At 61.5% G+C, this 16,015-nt stretch carries 10 protein-coding genes and 1 pseudogene; 5 read left to right on the top strand and 6 right to left on the bottom strand.

Annotation, left to right across the window (positions count from 1 at the left end; all coding sequences use genetic code 11):
- Positions 1–208 precede the first annotated feature (208 nt).
- Positions 209–979, top strand: a complete 771-nt coding sequence (locus ACIOVD_RS15910) for a ParA family protein (protein ID WP_159993322.1) — start codon at positions 209–211, stop codon at positions 977–979.
- 14 nt (positions 980–993) lie between these two features.
- Here ACIOVD_RS15910 and trxC read toward each other — a convergent pair whose 3' ends face one another.
- Positions 994–1,428, bottom strand: a complete 435-nt coding sequence (gene trxC, locus ACIOVD_RS15905; RefSeq protein ID WP_401128977.1) for a thioredoxin TrxC — start codon at positions 1,426–1,428, stop codon at positions 994–996.
- Between the two features lie 194 nt (positions 1,429–1,622).
- On the opposite strand from trxC, the pseudogene ACIOVD_RS15900 reads away from it, so the two are divergent.
- Together ACIOVD_RS15900 and ACIOVD_RS15895 are read left to right on the top strand one after the other, a co-directional pair.
- Positions 1,623–1,918 (top strand): annotated as a pseudogene (locus ACIOVD_RS15900) (type II toxin-antitoxin system HigB family toxin).
- Positions 1,915–2,316, top strand: a complete 402-nt coding sequence (locus tag ACIOVD_RS15895) for a type II toxin-antitoxin system HigA family antitoxin (protein ID WP_401128974.1) — start codon at positions 1,915–1,917, stop codon at positions 2,314–2,316. Before ACIOVD_RS15900 ends, ACIOVD_RS15895 begins: the two are co-directional and overlap by 4 nt.
- Positions 2,317–2,322: 6 nt before the next feature.
- Here ACIOVD_RS15895 and selO read toward each other — a convergent pair whose 3' ends face one another.
- Genes selO through ACIOVD_RS15880 form a run of 3 tightly spaced genes read right to left on the bottom strand, consistent with a single transcriptional unit; the run spans position 2,323 to position 8,962 of the window.
- On the bottom strand, positions 2,323–3,786 hold the full coding sequence (gene selO, locus ACIOVD_RS15890) for a protein adenylyltransferase SelO (protein WP_401128971.1): 1,464 nt from the start codon (positions 3,784–3,786) through the stop codon (positions 2,323–2,325).
- Between the two features lie 48 nt (positions 3,787–3,834).
- Entirely contained in the window at positions 3,835–7,185 is a 3,351-nt protein-coding gene (mscK, locus tag ACIOVD_RS15885; RefSeq protein ID WP_401128968.1) for a mechanosensitive channel MscK, read from the bottom strand.
- Between the two features lie 34 nt (positions 7,186–7,219).
- The gene (locus ACIOVD_RS15880; RefSeq protein WP_095167167.1) at positions 7,220–8,962 is read right to left on the bottom strand and encodes a potassium/proton antiporter; all 1,743 of its coding nucleotides are present in this window, start codon (positions 8,960–8,962) and stop codon (positions 7,220–7,222) included.
- Positions 8,963–9,280: 318 nt separating this feature from the next.
- Here ACIOVD_RS15880 and ACIOVD_RS15875 point away from each other — a divergent pair, with 318 nt between their 5' ends.
- Both ACIOVD_RS15875 and ACIOVD_RS15870 read left to right on the top strand, forming a co-directional pair.
- Complete coding sequence (locus tag ACIOVD_RS15875) at positions 9,281–9,511, top strand: hypothetical protein (protein ID WP_095167165.1); 231 nt, start codon at positions 9,281–9,283, stop codon at positions 9,509–9,511.
- Complete coding sequence (locus tag ACIOVD_RS15870) at positions 9,508–9,810, top strand: cell division protein ZapA (RefSeq protein WP_095167163.1); 303 nt, start codon at positions 9,508–9,510, stop codon at positions 9,808–9,810. Before ACIOVD_RS15875 ends, ACIOVD_RS15870 begins: the two co-directional genes overlap by 4 nt.
- 140 nt (positions 9,811–9,950) lie before the next feature.
- Here the strand turns inward: ACIOVD_RS15870 and ACIOVD_RS15865 are convergent, their stop codons facing one another.
- Positions 9,951–11,753 (bottom strand): acyl-CoA dehydrogenase, encoded by a 1,803-nt coding sequence (locus ACIOVD_RS15865; RefSeq protein ID WP_401128964.1) that lies wholly within the window; start codon positions 11,751–11,753, stop codon positions 9,951–9,953.
- A gap of 260 nt (positions 11,754–12,013) precedes the next feature.
- Positions 12,014–15,967 (bottom strand): trifunctional transcriptional regulator/proline dehydrogenase/L-glutamate gamma-semialdehyde dehydrogenase, encoded by a 3,954-nt coding sequence (gene putA / locus ACIOVD_RS15860; protein WP_401128961.1) that lies wholly within the window; start codon positions 15,965–15,967, stop codon positions 12,014–12,016.
- Between the last annotated feature and the right edge of the window lie 48 nt (positions 15,968–16,015).

Below are 16,015 nucleotides of genomic sequence, written 5' to 3'. Positions count from 1 at the left end.
TGATGGGCGTTCTCAAGTAATCGGCGGCGGGGTAATTCTGCGGTTTTCGCCGGGAAAATCTGCCAGCCACTTCTTCAGTCATTGGAAGATCGCGCTGGTTAACTCGAAGAGATTGCAGCTGACTCTGTAGTCTGTTTGCCGCCAAGGTAGCTAAGCGGCATCGAGGCCTACTACACTCGGTCATTCTTTGATACACGGAGGTTTTGCAATGCGGCGCGTGGTGTTCAATCAGAAAGGTGGCGTGGGCAAATCCAGTATTGCCTGCAATCTGGCGGCGGTCAGCGCCAGCGAGGGCTATCGCACCCTGCTGGTGGATCTCGATGCCCAGGCCAATTCCACTCAATACCTCACCGGGCTGACCGGCAATGACATTCCGATGGGGATTGCCGACTTCTTCAAGCAGACCCTGTCGTCCGGGCCGTTCTCGAAGAAGAACCGGGTGGATATCTATGAAACCCCGTTCGACAACCTGCACGTGATCACCGCCACGGCTGAACTGGCCGACCTGCAGCCCAAGCTTGAGGCGAAGCACAAGATCAACAAGCTGCGCAAATTGCTCGACGAACTGGCCGAAGACTACGACAGGATCTACCTCGACACCCCGCCAGCCCTGAACTTTTATGCGGTTTCAGCGTTGATCGCCGCCGATCGCGTGTTGATTCCCTTTGATTGCGACAGCTTTTCCCGTCAGGCGCTGTACGGCCTGCTGGCGGAGATCGAAGAATTGAAGGAAGACCACAACGAAGGCCTGGAGGTCGAAGGCATCGTGGTCAACCAATTCCAGGCGCGGGCCAGCCTGCCACAGCAGATGCTCGATGAGTTGATTGCCGAAGGCCTGCCCGTGTTGCCGGTGTACCTGGGCAGTTCGGTGCGCATGCGTGAGTCGCACCAGGCCAACATGCCGCTGATCCACCTCGACCCGCGGCATAAACTGACCCAACAGTTCGTCGACCTGCACAATCTGTTGGAACACTCCTGACCTTCACGCGCGCATCAGATGCCCTGTGCGCGTAGCCAGCCAAGCAATTGCGGTAATGCCATGGCCCCGCTCTGGCGCGCCACTTCCCGGCCGTTCTTGAACAGGATCAGGCTGGGAATCGAGCGAATCGCCAACTGAGCCGACAATTGCTGATTGGCCTCGCTGTCCAGCTTGGCCAGGCGGCATTTGCCCGCCAGTTGCCCGGCCGCCTGCTCGAACACCGGTGCAAACGATTTGCATGGCCCGCACCAGTCCGCCCACACATCCACCAGCAGCGGCAGATCGCCCTTGATCTGGCTGGCGTAGTCGCCTTGCTTCAATTCAAACGGCTTGTTCAGCAGGACTTCGGCCTTGCAGCGCCCGCATTTCGGATGGTCGTTGAGGCGCTCGGCGGGAATGCGGTTGAGGCCGTTGCAGTGGGGGCAGGGGATGAGGAGTGGGTCGGTCATGAGTGATATCCAATGGGAAGCTGATATCACCTAGTTGGAGACGTTTGCTCATGTTTTCAATCGCGCAGTGATCAGCGTTAAAACTAGGCTGAGTCGTACCGAGCCAGACCGCTGGTCTACTTCGGATTATCGCAACTTGCGATATCTTTTATCTGTGATTAACTCCCCATAGCAAAATGCGATAAGGATGTTGCATGCATGTTCTCACCGAAAAAGGAGTACGTGAAGCCAAGGTCAGATGGCCAATGGCAGCCAATGCGCTGGACCATTGGTATCAATTAGCCAAAGGAAGCAAACCGTCGGATTTGCGGCGATGAGAGCCACATTCCCTGCTGTCGACAAGGTAGGTGAGCTTCATGTTTTCGATATCGGTGGCAACAAGCTGCGGTTGATAGCTTTTGTCAGATATCGATCGCAAAAGCTTTATATCAAGCATGTGCTGGATCATCGCGAATATGACCGCGGCAAGTGGAAGGAGGAAAAAGCATGAGTGTACTGATCAAAAAAGCTGCCGAGCATTGGGAGTTTGTCTCACCGCTGCTTCGAAAACCGAAAAGTGAAGATGACTATGACCTGCTGGCGCATGCGCTGGACGAGTTGCTCGAGATGACGGGCGGTGATGAGTCCCACCCGCTGATGAGCCTGGTGGATATCATTGGTGACTGGATTGAGGAGTGGGACCATAAGCATCACCCGATGCCCAAGCCTAGCGGGGTCGAGATTCTTGGCTACTTGATGCGTGAACACGGCCTCAGCCAGAGCGACCTGCCTGGCGTCGGCCCTCAGTCGGTCGTGTCCGAAATCCTGAGTGGCAAGCGCCAGCTCAACCTGCGCCAAGTCCGCTGGTTGGCCGAGCGCTTTAGCGTGTCGGTTGAAGTCTTTATCTGACTCACCTCACGACGAACAACTGATCTCCAGATGCTTGCCCCATTCCGGCGGGCGTTCAGCGTAGCTGTCCATTCCCGGTTGTTGCTCGAACGGCTTGCTCAGCACCGCGTGCAGGCGGCGGACTTCGCAATAGTCGCCATTTTCTGCCGCATCGATGGCTTTTTGCGCCAGATAGTTGCGCAGAATGTACAGCGGGTTGACCGCGTGCATCCGTGTGCGGCGCTGTTCCTGGTCAACCACCCCTTCACGGGCCACCCGGGCGCTGTAACGCTCGCCCCACGCATCGAAACCCTGGATGTCGACAAAGTCATCGCGCAAGCGGGCTAGGGCCTGCTCGGGTGCCTGATCGCCGAGGCGGCGGAAAAACAGGCTGTAGTCGACGGCACTGTTTTGCATTAACTGCAGTAGCTGCTCGACCAGGGTCTGGTCACTGTCTTCGCCGGTGGTCAGGCCCAGGCGTCGGCGCATCAGGTCCAGGTAATGGGCCTGGAACAGCGGCAAGTACAGGCTCAGGGCCTCGCGCAGGGCTTCGACACTGATGAATGGCGTCAGGGCCTGCGCCAGGGCGCTGAGGTTCCACTGGCCGATCGGTACCTGATTGCTGAACGAGTAGCGGCCCTGGTCATCGGAGTGGTTGCAGATGAAGTGGGCATCGAAATCGTCGAGAAAGGCGAATGGCCCGAAGTCGAAGGTGATGCCCAGGATCGACATGTTGTCGGTGTTCATCACCCCATGGCAGAACCCATAGGCCTGCCACTTGGCAATCAGCTCGGCGTTGCGCTCGACGATTTCGCGGAACATCGCCAGGTAAGGTTCCGGCTGTTCCAGGCACTCGGGGAAGTGTTGCGCCAGGACGTGTTCGCCGAGGGCCTTCTGTTGCTCGGGACGTTTGGTGTAGTAGAAGTATTCAAAGTGGCCGAAACGCACGTGGCTCGGCGCCAGGCGCAGGACCATCGCCGCCCGTTCCTGTTTCTCGCGCCACACCGGTGTGCTGGAGCCGATCACACACAGCGCGCGGCTGCTCGGGATACCCAGTGCGTGCAGCGCTTCCGAGGCGAGGAACTCGCGGATCGAGGAGCGCAGCACGGCGCGGCCATCGCCCATGCGTGAGTAGGGCGTCTGCCCGGCCCCCTTGAGGTGCAGGTCCCAATGCTCGCCGGCCTGGTTGTAGACCTCGCCCAGCAATAGCCCGCGGCCATCGCCCAGTTGCGGGTTGTAGGAACCGAACTGATGCCCGGAGTAGACCATTGCCCGGGGTTCGGCTTCTGCCCACAGTTTGTGACCGCCGAACAGCTCGGCGAACACCGGGGTCTCGGCCACCGCCGGGTCGAGGTCCAGCAAGGCCATGGCAGCGGGGCTGGCCACGACCAGGCGCGGCTCGCTGATGGGCTCGGGCAGGACATGGGTTGAGAACGCGTCGCCCAGGCGAGCGAAGCGGTTGTCGAAGGTCAGTTCGTCGAGGGCTTTCAACGGCCATCTCCAGCAGAATGTCCGAGCATTCTGCTGGGGATTGCCCGGTTAGTCGAGTTTCGGCGCGGGTGGTTGTTGCTCGCCAGGGAGGTCCTTTGCCGCAACGATGGTTTTCGCTTCCGGTTCGATCGGCACCATCTTGTATTCCTGGCCGTGGAGGTTCTTCAGGTACACCTCCATCTGCCGGAACGAGATGTTGATGTGCTGCTTCTTGAACTCGCGGTTGATGAACCGGTTGATCTCGTCGAGGACCGGGTTGCGGTCACCCAGGTCACGCACGTGCACGCGCAGTTCGTGATCCAGGGTGCTTTCGCCGAAGTTCAGGAAGTACACGTGGGGCTCCGGCTCCTTGAGCACCCGCGGGTTGTCGCGGGCGGCCTTGAGCAGCAGCTCCTTGACCAGGTCCAGGTCCGAGCCATAGTCCACGCCAAGCTTGAGCGTCACACGGGTGATGGTATCGGTCAGCGACCAGTTGATCAGTTGCCCGGTGATGAACGTCTTGTTCGGGACGATGATGTCCTTGCGGTCGAAGTCGGTGATGGTGGTTGCGCGGATGCGGATTTTGCTCACCGTGCCCGACAGGTTGCCGATGGTGATGGTGTCGCCGATGCGTACCGGACGCTCGAACAGGATCATGATCCCGGAGATGAAGTTGGCGAAGATTTCCTGCATGCCGAAACCCAGGCCGACCGAGAGCGCCGCCACCAGCCATTGCAGCTTGTCCCAACTGACCCCGAGGGTCGACAGGGTGGTCACGAAACCGATGCCGGCGATCACGTAGGTCAGCAAGGTGGTGGTGGCGTAGGCGCTGCCCTGGGCCAGGTCAAGCTTGGACAGCACCAGCACTTCCAGCAGGCCGGGCAGGTTGCGCGCCAGGGCCATGGTGATGCCGATGATGATCAGGGCGCCGAGCATGTCGCCGATGCTGATCGGCACCATGCTCATGTTGGCGCCGGTGCCGCTGGTGTATTCGTAGAGGGTGATGTTGTCCAGGTACGAGAACACCGTGATCAGGTCGGCCCAGACCCAGTACAGGGCGGCAATGAAGCCACCCAGCAGGGCCAGGCGGATCAGGCGCAGGGATTGCTCGTTGACCTTCTCGATGTCCAGCGTCGGTTCTTCGACCACCACTTCGCCATCGCCGGCTTCCTTGGCCGCCAGGCGCTTGGTCAACGCCCGCTGGTAGGCCAGGCGCCGAGCCGCCACGGACAGGCCACGCACGAAGGTGGCCTCGATCACCAGCCAGAACATCAACAGGTACAGGGTGTTGATCAACCGGTCGCTGAGCTTCAGGGCGGTGTAGAAGTAGCCAAAGCACACGGCAATGAACAGCGCCACGGGCAGCGCGGTGAACATCACCCCGACCGCCTTGCGAAACAGCGAGGCGTTGTTGTGGGTCGGGCTGTGGAGCAACAGGCGACTGAGCAGCCAGGCCATCAGGGCGTAGCAGGTCAGCACCACGCCGATGCCCAGCACATCATCGGCCAGTGCCGCCGGTTGCAACTCGGCCACCGCTACCACGGCGACCAGCGCGATCACCACCACGCCCAGGCGCCGGATCCAGCCGCGAAGGAACTCGACCTGGGGTTTTTCCCAGCGGAAGTGCAACTGCGCCACGCCGCCGGGAGCCAGGATCCGGTAGGCGGTGTAGAACACCAGCCAGGCCTGGGACACTTGCAGCAGGGCCGCACCGAGGTTGGTGTTTTGCCCGCGGGCGTCGATCTGCAAGGCGTAGCCACACAGCGCCAGTGCCAGGGAAACCGGCATCGCCAGCAGCACATTGATCAGAATTGCCTGGGGCGTGTGCCATTGACTGTCGCGCTTGAAGTGCCCGATATCCTGGTGGACCTTGTTCAGGCGGCCATACAGGTACTTGCGGCGCCACAGTAGAAAGCCGATCAGCAGCGCCAGCGGGGTGAACAGCAGCGGTCGCTGGATCAGGCCGTCACTCAGCTCGGTCAGGGTCGAGGTCCAGGGCAGGGTGTTGATCTGCTTTTCCAGGCGCGTCGGCACGGCCCGCAGCCATTCCAGGTCCAGCGGCTTGTTGCTGGGGATCCAGAACATCTGTTCGTCGAGGGTCGAGCGCAGGTTCTGGGCGGTGGTCAGCAGTTGCTTCTGGTTCAACTGCAGGGTGATGGATTCGTTGAGCAGGGCGCTCAGCTCACGGTTCAGGCGCTCCAGCAGGTCGACCCGGGTCAGTGCCAGCTCCAGCAGGTTCTTGCGCAGTTGCGGGGTAACCTGGTCCGGCGGTTGGGCTGCCAGCAAGTTATCCACATAGGCTGTGGGATTGCTGATCAGCTCGCGTTGCTGATTGACTTCGAATTGGTACAGGCGGATGTCGGCAATCTGGTCGGCCAGGTCGCGGTCCAGGCGCAAGCGGGGCAAGGCCTGCTTTTGCTTGTAGAGGATCTTCGACAGCAGCAGGCTGCCCTTGAGGACGCTGATCTGTTCATCCAGCGCCGCGTCGCTCTGGGTCACGGTGTCGAGCTGCTGCTTGGTTTGCAGGTTCTGCTGGGTCAGTTCGTTGAGGCGGTCGGTGCTTTTGAGCAGGTAGTCGGAGAGCTTCAGGTTGGCCGCGCTTTCGGTGGCGAGCAGGCTGCTGCCGCCGGCTTTCTGGGCTTCGATCGACTGCTGGGTAACCGTCTCCTGGGACTGTGCCAGGCGTTTCTGGTTGATCAGGGTCTGCAGGTCCTGGATCTCCCGCTCCATACGCACAGTGCGTTCGGTCAGCAGGTCGTGCTGGCTGTTGCCCAAGTCCTGTAACTGACTGTTGCCGGCCAGTTCCTGGCGGCGCAACGGGATCAGCGCATTCAGGGCGGCGAGCTCGGCGTTGAGCAGGTCGCGTTGCTCGTTGGAGAGAGTCTTGCCGTTGTCCTTGCCGGTCTTGAGGATGTTGTTGATCTGCAGGATGCGGGTCTGGCTGCTGCTGATTTCAGCCTGGGCGCGCTCGGGGCGGGTCTGGGCCGTGATGATCAGGCTATTGGCATCGGCCAGGGCCTTTTGCAGGTCGCTTTGCTGGGTACTGCGCTCGGTGAGCATCTGTTCGAGCTGCGGCACGCTCAGGTTGGCGTAGCGCTGGGCAACCGGGATCACCTTGGTCGCCTCGAGACGGTCCAGTTCGCGCTGGTTCTCGATGTTCTGCTTGGGCGCGGTGCTCAGCTGTTGCTTGAGGTCGTTGAGGCGCTTGTCGTAATCGGCCTTGTTCGACAGCTGGGTCAGGGTCTGTTGCAGTACCGCTTGCAGGGCTTTTTGATCGGCCTCGGGCAGTTTGCGTTCGGCGATCTTGTCCAGGCTCTTCTGCACGGTGTCAGCGGAAGGTGGTTCGGCCGCCTGCAGGGTGCCGACGGAAAGACTCAGCCCCAACAGGGCTACAGCTAAAAATGTGCGCAGGGTTGGCATAGAGACCGATCGAAAACGTGGCGGAAAAAGGAGTTTAGAGGAACAAGCCGGGGCCCGGGCGACTTCCTTCGGGGAATCTGACGCCCACTTTGGCAATCTTGTTCCCGTCCATGACCGCAACCGTCCAGATGGTGTTGTTCCATTCCACCTGGTCACCTACCACCGGAGCGCCGCCGACTTTCTGGGTAATGAAGCGGCCCAGCGGCATGTCCGGATCGACCCCTTCGAGTTGCAGCCCGTACAGCGCGGAAACCGCGCCCAGCTGGGCGTCGCCTTCGAGAACGAAGTCGCCGAAAAAACGCAGGTCGAGGCCCCGTTGCGGGGCCTGGCTGAACAGCTTTCCGAGGGCCGGGAGGTTGTGTTCATGGCCGATCACGCAGAGCAAATCATCGACTTCGAGCACCGTACTACCCGACGGATGGAGCAGTTGCTGGCCGCGAAACAGGGCAGCGATGCGGGTGCCTTCGGGCATTTTCAGCTCGCGCAGGGCTGCGCCGATGCACCACTTTTCCGCGCCGAGACGGTAAACGAACAGTTCCCACTCGCTGGTCACGTGCACTTCCAGGGCTGCGCGGGAGATCGGCGCGGGCTCCGGCGGCACCGTCACCTTCAGCAGCTTGGCCACCCACGGCAGGCTCGTGCCCTGGACCAGCAGCGACACCAGCACGATGAAGAACGCCAGGTTGAAGTACAGCTGGGCGTTGGGCAGCCCGGCCATCAGCGGGAACACCGCGAGAATGATCGGTACCGCGCCGCGCAGGCCGACCCAGGAAATGAACACCTTTTCCCGGCCATGGAAAGCCTTGAACGGCAGCAGGCCGACCATCACCGACAGCGGCCGGGCAAACAGGATCATCCACAGGGCCAGGCCAAGGGCCGGCAGGGCGATCGGCAGCAGGTCGTGGGGCGTTACCAGCAGGCCCAACACCAGGAACATGCCGATTTGCGCCAGCCATGCCATGCCGTCGAGCATGTGCAAAATGCCGTGGCGGCTGCGCACCGGGCGGTTGCCGATCACCAGGCCACACAGGTACACCGCGAGGAAACCACTGCCGTGCAGGGCGTTGGTCAGGGCAAAGACCACCAGGCCACCGGCGATCACCAGGATCGGGTACAGACCGGTGGCCAGGTTGATCCGGTTGACCATCTGCAGCATCAGCCAGCCACCGCCCAGGCCAATCAGGCCGCCGATGCCGAACTCGCGCAGCAGGTGAGTCAGCAGGCTCCAGTGCAGGCCGGTCTGGCCGCTGGCGAGCATGTCGATCAAGGTCACGGTGAGGAACACCGCCATCGGGTCGTTGCTGCCGGACTCGATTTCCAGGGTGGCCGTCACACGTTCGTTGAGGCCCTTGCCGCCGAGCAGGGAGAACACCGCCGCGGCATCGGTGGAGCCGACGATGGCGCCGATCAACAGGCCCTGGATCAGGTTCAGGTCGAACAGCCAGGCCGCGGCCATGCCGGTCAGCCCGGTGGTGATCAGCACCCCGACGGTGGCCAGCGATAACGCTGGCCATAACGCCACGCGAAAGCTCGAAACCCTGGTGCGCAAGCCGCCATCGAGCAGGATCACGGCCAGGGCCAGGTTGCCGACCAGGTACGCGGTGGGGTAGTTATCGAAAATGATGCCGCCACCGTCGACGCCGGCGGCCATGCCCACGGCCAGGATGATCACCAGAATCGGGATGCCCAGACGGGAGGAAAGTGAACTTACTAGAATGCTCGCACCTACCAGCAACGCGCCGATCAAGAACAGGCTGTTGATGGTCGTCGCATTCAAAGGCAGTACTCCGGAAAGCTGAAAGGCGGGCGCGAACTGACCATGCAGTCTGCGTGCCAGCGATTCTAACCTGTTGAAATGTGATGCTGTCAAAAAGCTTTTAAGTGGCCTGTTTCACCCCCGTGTAATCAAGGGGGCGCGGGTAACAATTGCTTGCCCCTGACGAGTTGCAGGAACCAGATGGGCCAATCGCAGTCTTTAACATTCGCAGGAAAGATCGCCGCCAGGAAAATCAAGGCTCTGCGCCGCAATAACCCTGGCGCCTGTGGTGACTTTTCTTTATCGTACGCGCCCTTTGAAAATGCCCGGAATATCAAAATGTTGGAAGCAACCCTAAGCCAATTGGAACAACTGGTCAGCGAGCTGGTGCAACAGAACCAGGAACTGCTCGGCACTAACCAGACCCTGAGCGCCGAGCTGGCCCAGGCCAAGGACGAAAACGAAAGCCTGCAATTGAGCCTGATGGAACAGGAAGAAAAGCAGGGTGCCACCGTAGCCCGTATTCAAGCCCTGGTTGAGCGTGTGAGCGCAGGTCCTGTGAACGCATGAATCACGGTGCCGATGGGGTAAAAGTCGTTTCCATTCTTGGAGAAGACTATTCGATCAAGGCGCCGGCCGGGGAAGAGCAGATGCTGCTCGACGCCGCGCTCATGCTCAAGGCGGTGCTGGCTGAGACCAAGAAGAAATACCCGACCCTGATCGGGGACAAACTGCTGGTGCTGACGGCGATGAACCTGTGTTCAAAGCAGTTGGAAATGCAGAAGCGTCACCAACAGGAACTCGACCGTTACCAAGAGCAAGTCAGCGCCACGGTCGAAGTGATTGCCAAGACCATCAGTCAGGTCTGACTGAAAATAGCGTCGGCCCAGCTGGCGCTATCGCGGGCAAGCCCGCTCCCACTTATCTGTGAACAACACAGATCCTTGTGGGAGCGGGCTTGCTCCGGGCGGCGATCCGACGATTGGATTTCAGTACCGCAAGGCAGTGATCAAAACCACTCATCCTGCATGCCCAGGCACACGTCATCGCGCGCTTCAAGAATCGCCAGCTCATGGTGGCAACCCGGCACTTCCCAAGTCAGGAAGTAGCGCGCCGCTTGCAGCTTGCCTTTATAGAAGCCGACGTCCGCGGCATTGCCCTTGGCCAATCCTTCTTCGGCGCGGATTGCCTGTTCCAGCCAGCGCCAGCCGATCACCGTGTGACCAAATACCTTCAGGTACAGCGCCGAGTTGGCCAGGCTGCTGTTGACCTTGCCCTGAGCCAGGTCGGTCAGCAGGCCGATGGTCACGGTTTGCAGGCGCGCCACCAGCTTTTCTAGCGGCTCACGTAATGGCGTCAGCGATTCATATGCCTGGGCACGTTCGGCGGTGTCGGCGATCAGGCGGATCAGTTGCTTGAGCCCCGCGCCGCCGTTCTGCGCGAGCTTGCGCCCCAGCAGGTCCAGCGACTGAATGCCGTGGGTGCCCTCGTGGATCGGGTTCAGGCGGTTGTCGCGGTAGTACTGCTCCACCGGGTACTCGCGGGTATAGCCGTGGCCGCCGAGGATCTGGATTGCCAGTTCGTTGGCCTTGAGGCAGAACTCCGATGGCCAGGATTTGACGATGGGCGTCAGCAGGTCCAGCAGTTCGTGCGCCTTTTTGCGCTCGGCTTCGGTCTCAAGCGTCGTGGTGTCATCGAACAATCGCGCCGCGTAGAGGCCGAGGTCGAATGCGCCTTCGACGTAGGCTTTCTGGGTCAGCAGCATGCGTTTGACGTCGGCGTGCTGGACGATCGAGACCGGGGCGGTATTTGGGTCCTTGCTGTCCGGCAGGCGACCTTGCGGGCGTTCGCGGGCGTATTCCAGGGAATACAGGTAGCCGGCATACCCCAGCATCACCGCGCCCATGCCGACGCCGATCCGCGCCTCGTTCATCATCTGGAACATGCAGCTCAGGCCTTGGTGCGGCTTGCCTACCAGATAGCCGACACACTCCCCGTTATCGCCGAAGTTCAACGCAGTCGAAGTGGTGCCGCGCCAGCCCATCTTGTGGAACAGGCCGGCCAGCAGCACGTCATTGCGCTTACCGAGGCTGCCGTCATCGTTGACCAGGAACTTGGGGACGATGAACAGCGAAATCCCTTTCACGCCGGCCGGCGCGTCCGGCAGCTTAGCCAGCACCATGTGCACGATGTTTTCCGAGAGCGGATGATCGCCGCCGGAAATAAAGATCTTGTTGCCCTTGAGACGATAAGTACCGTCAGACGCCGGTTCGGCGCGGGTACGGATGTCCGACAGCGACGAGCCAGCGTGGGGTTCGGTGAGGGCCATGGTGCCGAAAAACCGACCGTCGATCATTGGCTGCAGGAAACGTTGTTTCTGCTCGTCGGTGCCAAAGCTCTCGATCAGGTTGGCCGCGCCCATGGTCAGGAACGGGTAGGAAGTGGTTGCCGCGTTGGCTGCTTGAAAGTGGGCGAAACAGGCTTGCGACAGCAGGGTCGGCAACTGCATGCCACCGGCTTCGAAACTGCGGGCGGCGTTGAGAAAACCGGCTTCGAGGAAGGCATCCACGGCAGGTTTGACTTCCGGGATCAGGATCGCCTTGCCGTCTTCATAGCGCGGCTCGTTCTCGTCGCCCTTGCGGTTATGGGGCGCAAAGTACTTCTCGGCGATGCTGCGGGCGGTGCCAATGGCCGCGTCAAAGGTCTCGCGGTTGTGCTCGGCGAAACGCTCGCGCTGAGTCAAACCCTCGGCATCGAGGACTTCGTACAGCTCGAAAGCCAGATTGCGGGAACTGAGCAGCGTCTCGGACATGGCGGCCTACCTGTTTTGGAATGGGCCGAGTCTAGAGGCGGGAAGGGCGGGGTGAACAGGAAGATTGATGAGCGTGATGGTGGGCAAGAGCGGTGACTTAACATACTCACCACAAACCACTGTGGGAGCTGGCTTGCCAGCGATGGCGGCAGATCAGTCAACACTAATGGTGACTGACACATCGCTATCGCTGGCAAGCCAGCTCCCACAGGGATTGTTGCTTAACCGGGCATCTGTTGCAGGTGCCCGGCTTATCGGTTTTAGCCAATAGTCATCAAGCTGGCGTTACCGCCGGCCGCTGCGGTGTTGACGCTCAGCGCGCGCTCGATCACCAGGCGTTCCAGCGCAATGCCGGTTTCCCCCGGCGCCTGGCCGTGGACCCCGACGATGGCGCCGGCACGGGTTGCCACTTGCTGGCAGACCGCACGCAACTGGTCGGAGTGACCATGATGCAGCACGGCATCAATGACGACTTCGTCCTTGGTCCAGTCTGCAACCCGCTGGATGCGCGCCTGTACTTCTTTTGGCAGACGGGCCAGCAGTGCCTTGCTCAGCTCGTTCTCCGGCATCACTGCCGAGCCGCCCACGGCCAGGACCGCAGCCAGTTGCGTCAGCAGGTCGCTTTCGCTGTCCGCCAGGCACAGTACGTGTTCGCGCGGCAGGATCGCATAGCTGTTGCGCTCGCCGGTCGGGCCGGCCAGGACGCGGGTGATACCGCTTTGCGATTGCTCGGCGAACTTCACGCACAGGGCGCTGAGGTCGTTGAGCTTGTGGCTGTCGGCCCAGGCTTGCAGGGCGGTCAGTGGCTTGCGCATGGCATCACGCAGACGCACATCCGGCGCTGTCTCGGCATCGGCACGGGCGAAGGATTGCTCGATCGCGTCGCTTGGGCGAGTCGACAGCAGGCGGTACAGGTACAGCGGGCCACCGGCTTTCGGGCCAGTGCCCGACAGGCCTTCGCCGCCGAACGGTTGCACGCCGACCACGGCACCCACGATGTTGCGGTTGACGTAGATGTTACCGGCATTGACGTTGTCGATCACCTTGGCGATGGTCTCGTCGATGCGAGTGTGCACGCCCAGGGTCAGGCCGTAGCCGGAAGCGTTGATCTGCTCGATCAGCAGGTCGATGTCTTTGCGCTTGTAGCGCACCACGTGCAGTACCGGGCCGAAAATCTCGCGTTGCAGCTCGTCGAAGCTTTCCAGCTCGATCAGGGTCGGCATGATGAAGGTGCCGCGTTTGACTTCCTCGCCATCGGCGATTGCCACCTGGTACACGCTGCGACCTTTGTCGCGCATGCCCTGGATGTGCTTCTCGATGCCAGCCTTGGCTTCGGCGTCGATCACCGGGCCGATGTCCACGGACAGGCGCTCCGGATTGCCCAGGCGGCATTCAGCCATGGCGCCCTTGAGCATTTCGATCACGCGGTCTGCCGAATCTTCCTGCAGGCACAGCACGCGCAGTGCCGAGCAACGCTGGCCGGCGCTGTCGAAGGCCGAGGAAACCACATCGATCACCACCTGTTCGGTGAGGGCCGAGGAGTCGACGATCATGGCGTTCTGGCCACCGGTTTCGGCGATCAGTGGAATCGGACGGCCCTGGGAGTCCAGGCGCCCGGCGATGTTGCGTTGCAGCAGGCGCGCGACTTCGGTGGAACCGGTGAACATCACGCCTTTGACGCGATCGTCGCCGACCAGGCCGGCACCGACGGTTTCACCACGGCCTGGCAGCAGTTGCAGGACGCCTTCAGGGATACCGGCTTCGAGCAGCAGGCGCACGGCTTGAGCGGCGATCAGCGGGGTCTGTTCCGCAGGCTTGGCCAGTACCGGGTTACCGGCGGCCAATGCAGCAGCCACTTGACCACTGAAGATTGCCAATGGGAAGTTCCACGGGCTGATGCACACCACCGGACCCAGTGGGCGGTGGGCGTCGTTGCTGAAATCGTTACGTGCCTGCACCGCGTAGTAACGCAGGAAGTCCACGGCTTCGCGCACTTCGGCGATGGCGTTGGCGAAGGTCTTGCCGGCTTCGCGGGCCAGCAGGCCCATCAGCGGCTGGATCTCGCCTTCCATCAGGTCGGCGGCACGTTCCAGGATCGCCGCGCGCTCGGCGGGCGGGGTGGCCTGCCAGATCGGTGCGGCGTTGAGGGCGCACTGGATCGCATTGTCGACGTCTTCGACGGTGGCTTCCTGGACATGGCCGACCACGTCGCGATGATCCGACGGGTTGAGGACCGGTGCCGGGGTTTCGCTGCTGGAGGCACAACCGAGCATCGGCGCGGCTTTCCAGTTGTTATGGGCGCTCGACAACAGAGCGCAGGACAGCGAAGCCAGGCGATGTTCGTTGGCCATGTCGATGCCGCTGGAGTTGGCGCGCTCGCTGCCATACAGATCACGCGGCAGCGGGATACGCGGGTGCGGCAAGCCGAAGCCGCCTTCCAGCGTCGCCATCTGCTCGATCTGGTTCACTGGATCGGCCACCAACTCCTGGATGGAGATCGACTGGTCGGCGATCCGGTTGACGAACGAAGTGTTCGCGCCGTTTTCCAGCAGGCGACGTACCAGGTACGCCAGCAGGGTTTCATGGGTGCCGACCGGTGCGTACACGCGGCACGGACGGTTCAGCTTGCCTTCGGAAACCTTGCCCACGACTTGTTCGTACAGTGGTTCACCCATGCCGTGCAGGCACTGGAACTCGTACTGGCCCGGGTAGTAGTTCTGACCGGCGATATGGTAGATGGCTGACAGCGTGTGGGCGTTGTGGGTCGCGAACTGCGGGTAGATGACTTCTGGTACCGACAGCAGTTTTCGCGCGCAAGCGATATAGGAAACGTCGGTGTACACCTTGCGGGTGTAGACCGGATAGCCTTCCAGGCCTTCGACCTGGGCACGCTTGATTTCGCTGTCCCAGTACGCACCTTTTACCAGGCGGATCATCAGGCGATGACGGCTGCGGCGAGCCAGGTCGATCACATAGTCGATCACGTACGGGCAACGCTTCTGGTAGGCCTGGATCACAAAACCGATGCCGTTCCAGCCAGTCAGTTGTGGTTCGAAGCACAGGCGCTCGAGCAGATCCAGCGACAGTTCCAGGCGGTCGGCTTCTTCGGCGTCGATGTTCAGGCCGATGTCGTATTGCTTGGCCAGCAAGGTCAGCGACAGCAGGCGCGGGTACAGCTCGTCCATCACGCGCTCGTACTGGGCGCGGCTGTAGCGTGGGTGCAGGGCCGACAGCTTGATGGAGATGCCCGGGCCTTCGTAAATGCCGCGGCCGTGGGACGCCTTGCCGATCGAGTGGATGGCTTGCTCGTAGGACGCCAGGTATTTCTGCGCGTCATGTTCGGTCAGCGCTGCTTCGCCGAGCATGTCGTAGGAGTAGCGGAAGCCCTTGGCTTCGAACTTGCTGGCGTTGGCCAGGGCTTCGGCGATGGTTTCGCCGGTCACGAACTGCTCGCCCATCAGGCGCATGGCCATGTCGACGCCCTTGCGGATCATCGGTTCGCCGCTTTTGCCGATGATGCGGCTCAGGGACGAAGTCAGGCCGGATTCGTTATGGGTGGAGACCAGTTTGCCGGTCAGCAGCAGGCCCCAGGTCGCAGCATTGACGAACAGCGACGGGCTGTTGCCCAGGTGCGGTTGCCAGTTGCCGGTGCTGATCTTGTCGCGGATCAGGGCGTCGCGGGTACCTTTGTCGGGAATCCGCAGCAGCGCTTCGGCCAGGCACATCAGGGCCACGCCTTCCTGGGACGACAGGGAGAATTCCTGCAGCAGACCCTGGACGATGCCTGCACGGCCGCCGGCGCTCTTCTGGTTACGCAGTTTTTCCGCAATCGAGGCGGCCAGCTTGTTGGTGGCATCGGCCATCGCTGCAGGCAGGCGGGCCTGTTCGAGCAGCATTGGCACCACTTCCGGCTCAGGGCGACGGTAGGCGGCAGTGATCGAGGCGCGCAGGACCGATTGCGGCAGGATGCTTTCCGCGAACTCAAGGAAGCACTGGTGCGCGTGGTCGACGTGCACGTCAGCGCTTTCGTCGGCCTCGGCACGGGTCAAACCGTTGAGCTCGGTCAGGGTTGCACCACCCTCGAGTTTTTCCAGGTAATTGAAAATCGCCTGCTTGATCAGCCAGTGCGGCGTGCGATCAATCGAGGTCGCGGCGGCTTTGAGGCGCTCGCGGGTCGGGTCGTCGAGTTTGACCCCAAGGGTGGTGGTAGCCATATTTTTATCCTCATGTTTGCCACGACTGCGTGGCATCAGCTGGCGGCA

This window comes from Pseudomonas sp. NPDC087626 (assembly GCF_044743405.1).
In the GTDB taxonomy this organism is placed as follows: domain Bacteria; phylum Pseudomonadota; class Gammaproteobacteria; order Pseudomonadales; family Pseudomonadaceae; genus Aquipseudomonas.
This window is presented reverse-complemented; position numbering and strand designations above follow the sequence as displayed.

Bases quoted from the DNA above. Each gene is read 5' to 3' on its own strand.
- ACIOVD_RS15865 (WP_401128964.1), bottom strand. From the start codon at position 11,753: ATGTCCGAGACGCTGCTCAGTTCCCGCAATCTGGCTTTCGAGCTGTAC.
- ACIOVD_RS15895 (WP_401128974.1), top strand. From the start codon at position 1,915: ATGAGTGTACTGATCAAAAAAGCTGCCGAGCATTGGGAGTTTGTCTCA.
- trxC (WP_401128977.1), bottom strand. From the start codon at position 1,428: ATGACCGACCCACTCCTCATCCCCTGCCCCCACTGCAACGGCCTCAAC.
- ACIOVD_RS15910 (WP_159993322.1), top strand. From the start codon at position 209: ATGCGGCGCGTGGTGTTCAATCAGAAAGGTGGCGTGGGCAAATCCAGT.
- ACIOVD_RS15870 (WP_095167163.1), top strand. From the start codon at position 9,508: ATGAATCACGGTGCCGATGGGGTAAAAGTCGTTTCCATTCTTGGAGAA.
- putA (WP_401128961.1), bottom strand. From the start codon at position 15,967: ATGGCTACCACCACCCTTGGGGTCAAACTCGACGACCCGACCCGCGAG.
- ACIOVD_RS15875 (WP_095167165.1), top strand. From the start codon at position 9,281: ATGTTGGAAGCAACCCTAAGCCAATTGGAACAACTGGTCAGCGAGCTG.
- mscK (WP_401128968.1), bottom strand. From the start codon at position 7,185: ATGCCAACCCTGCGCACATTTTTAGCTGTAGCCCTGTTGGGGCTGAGT.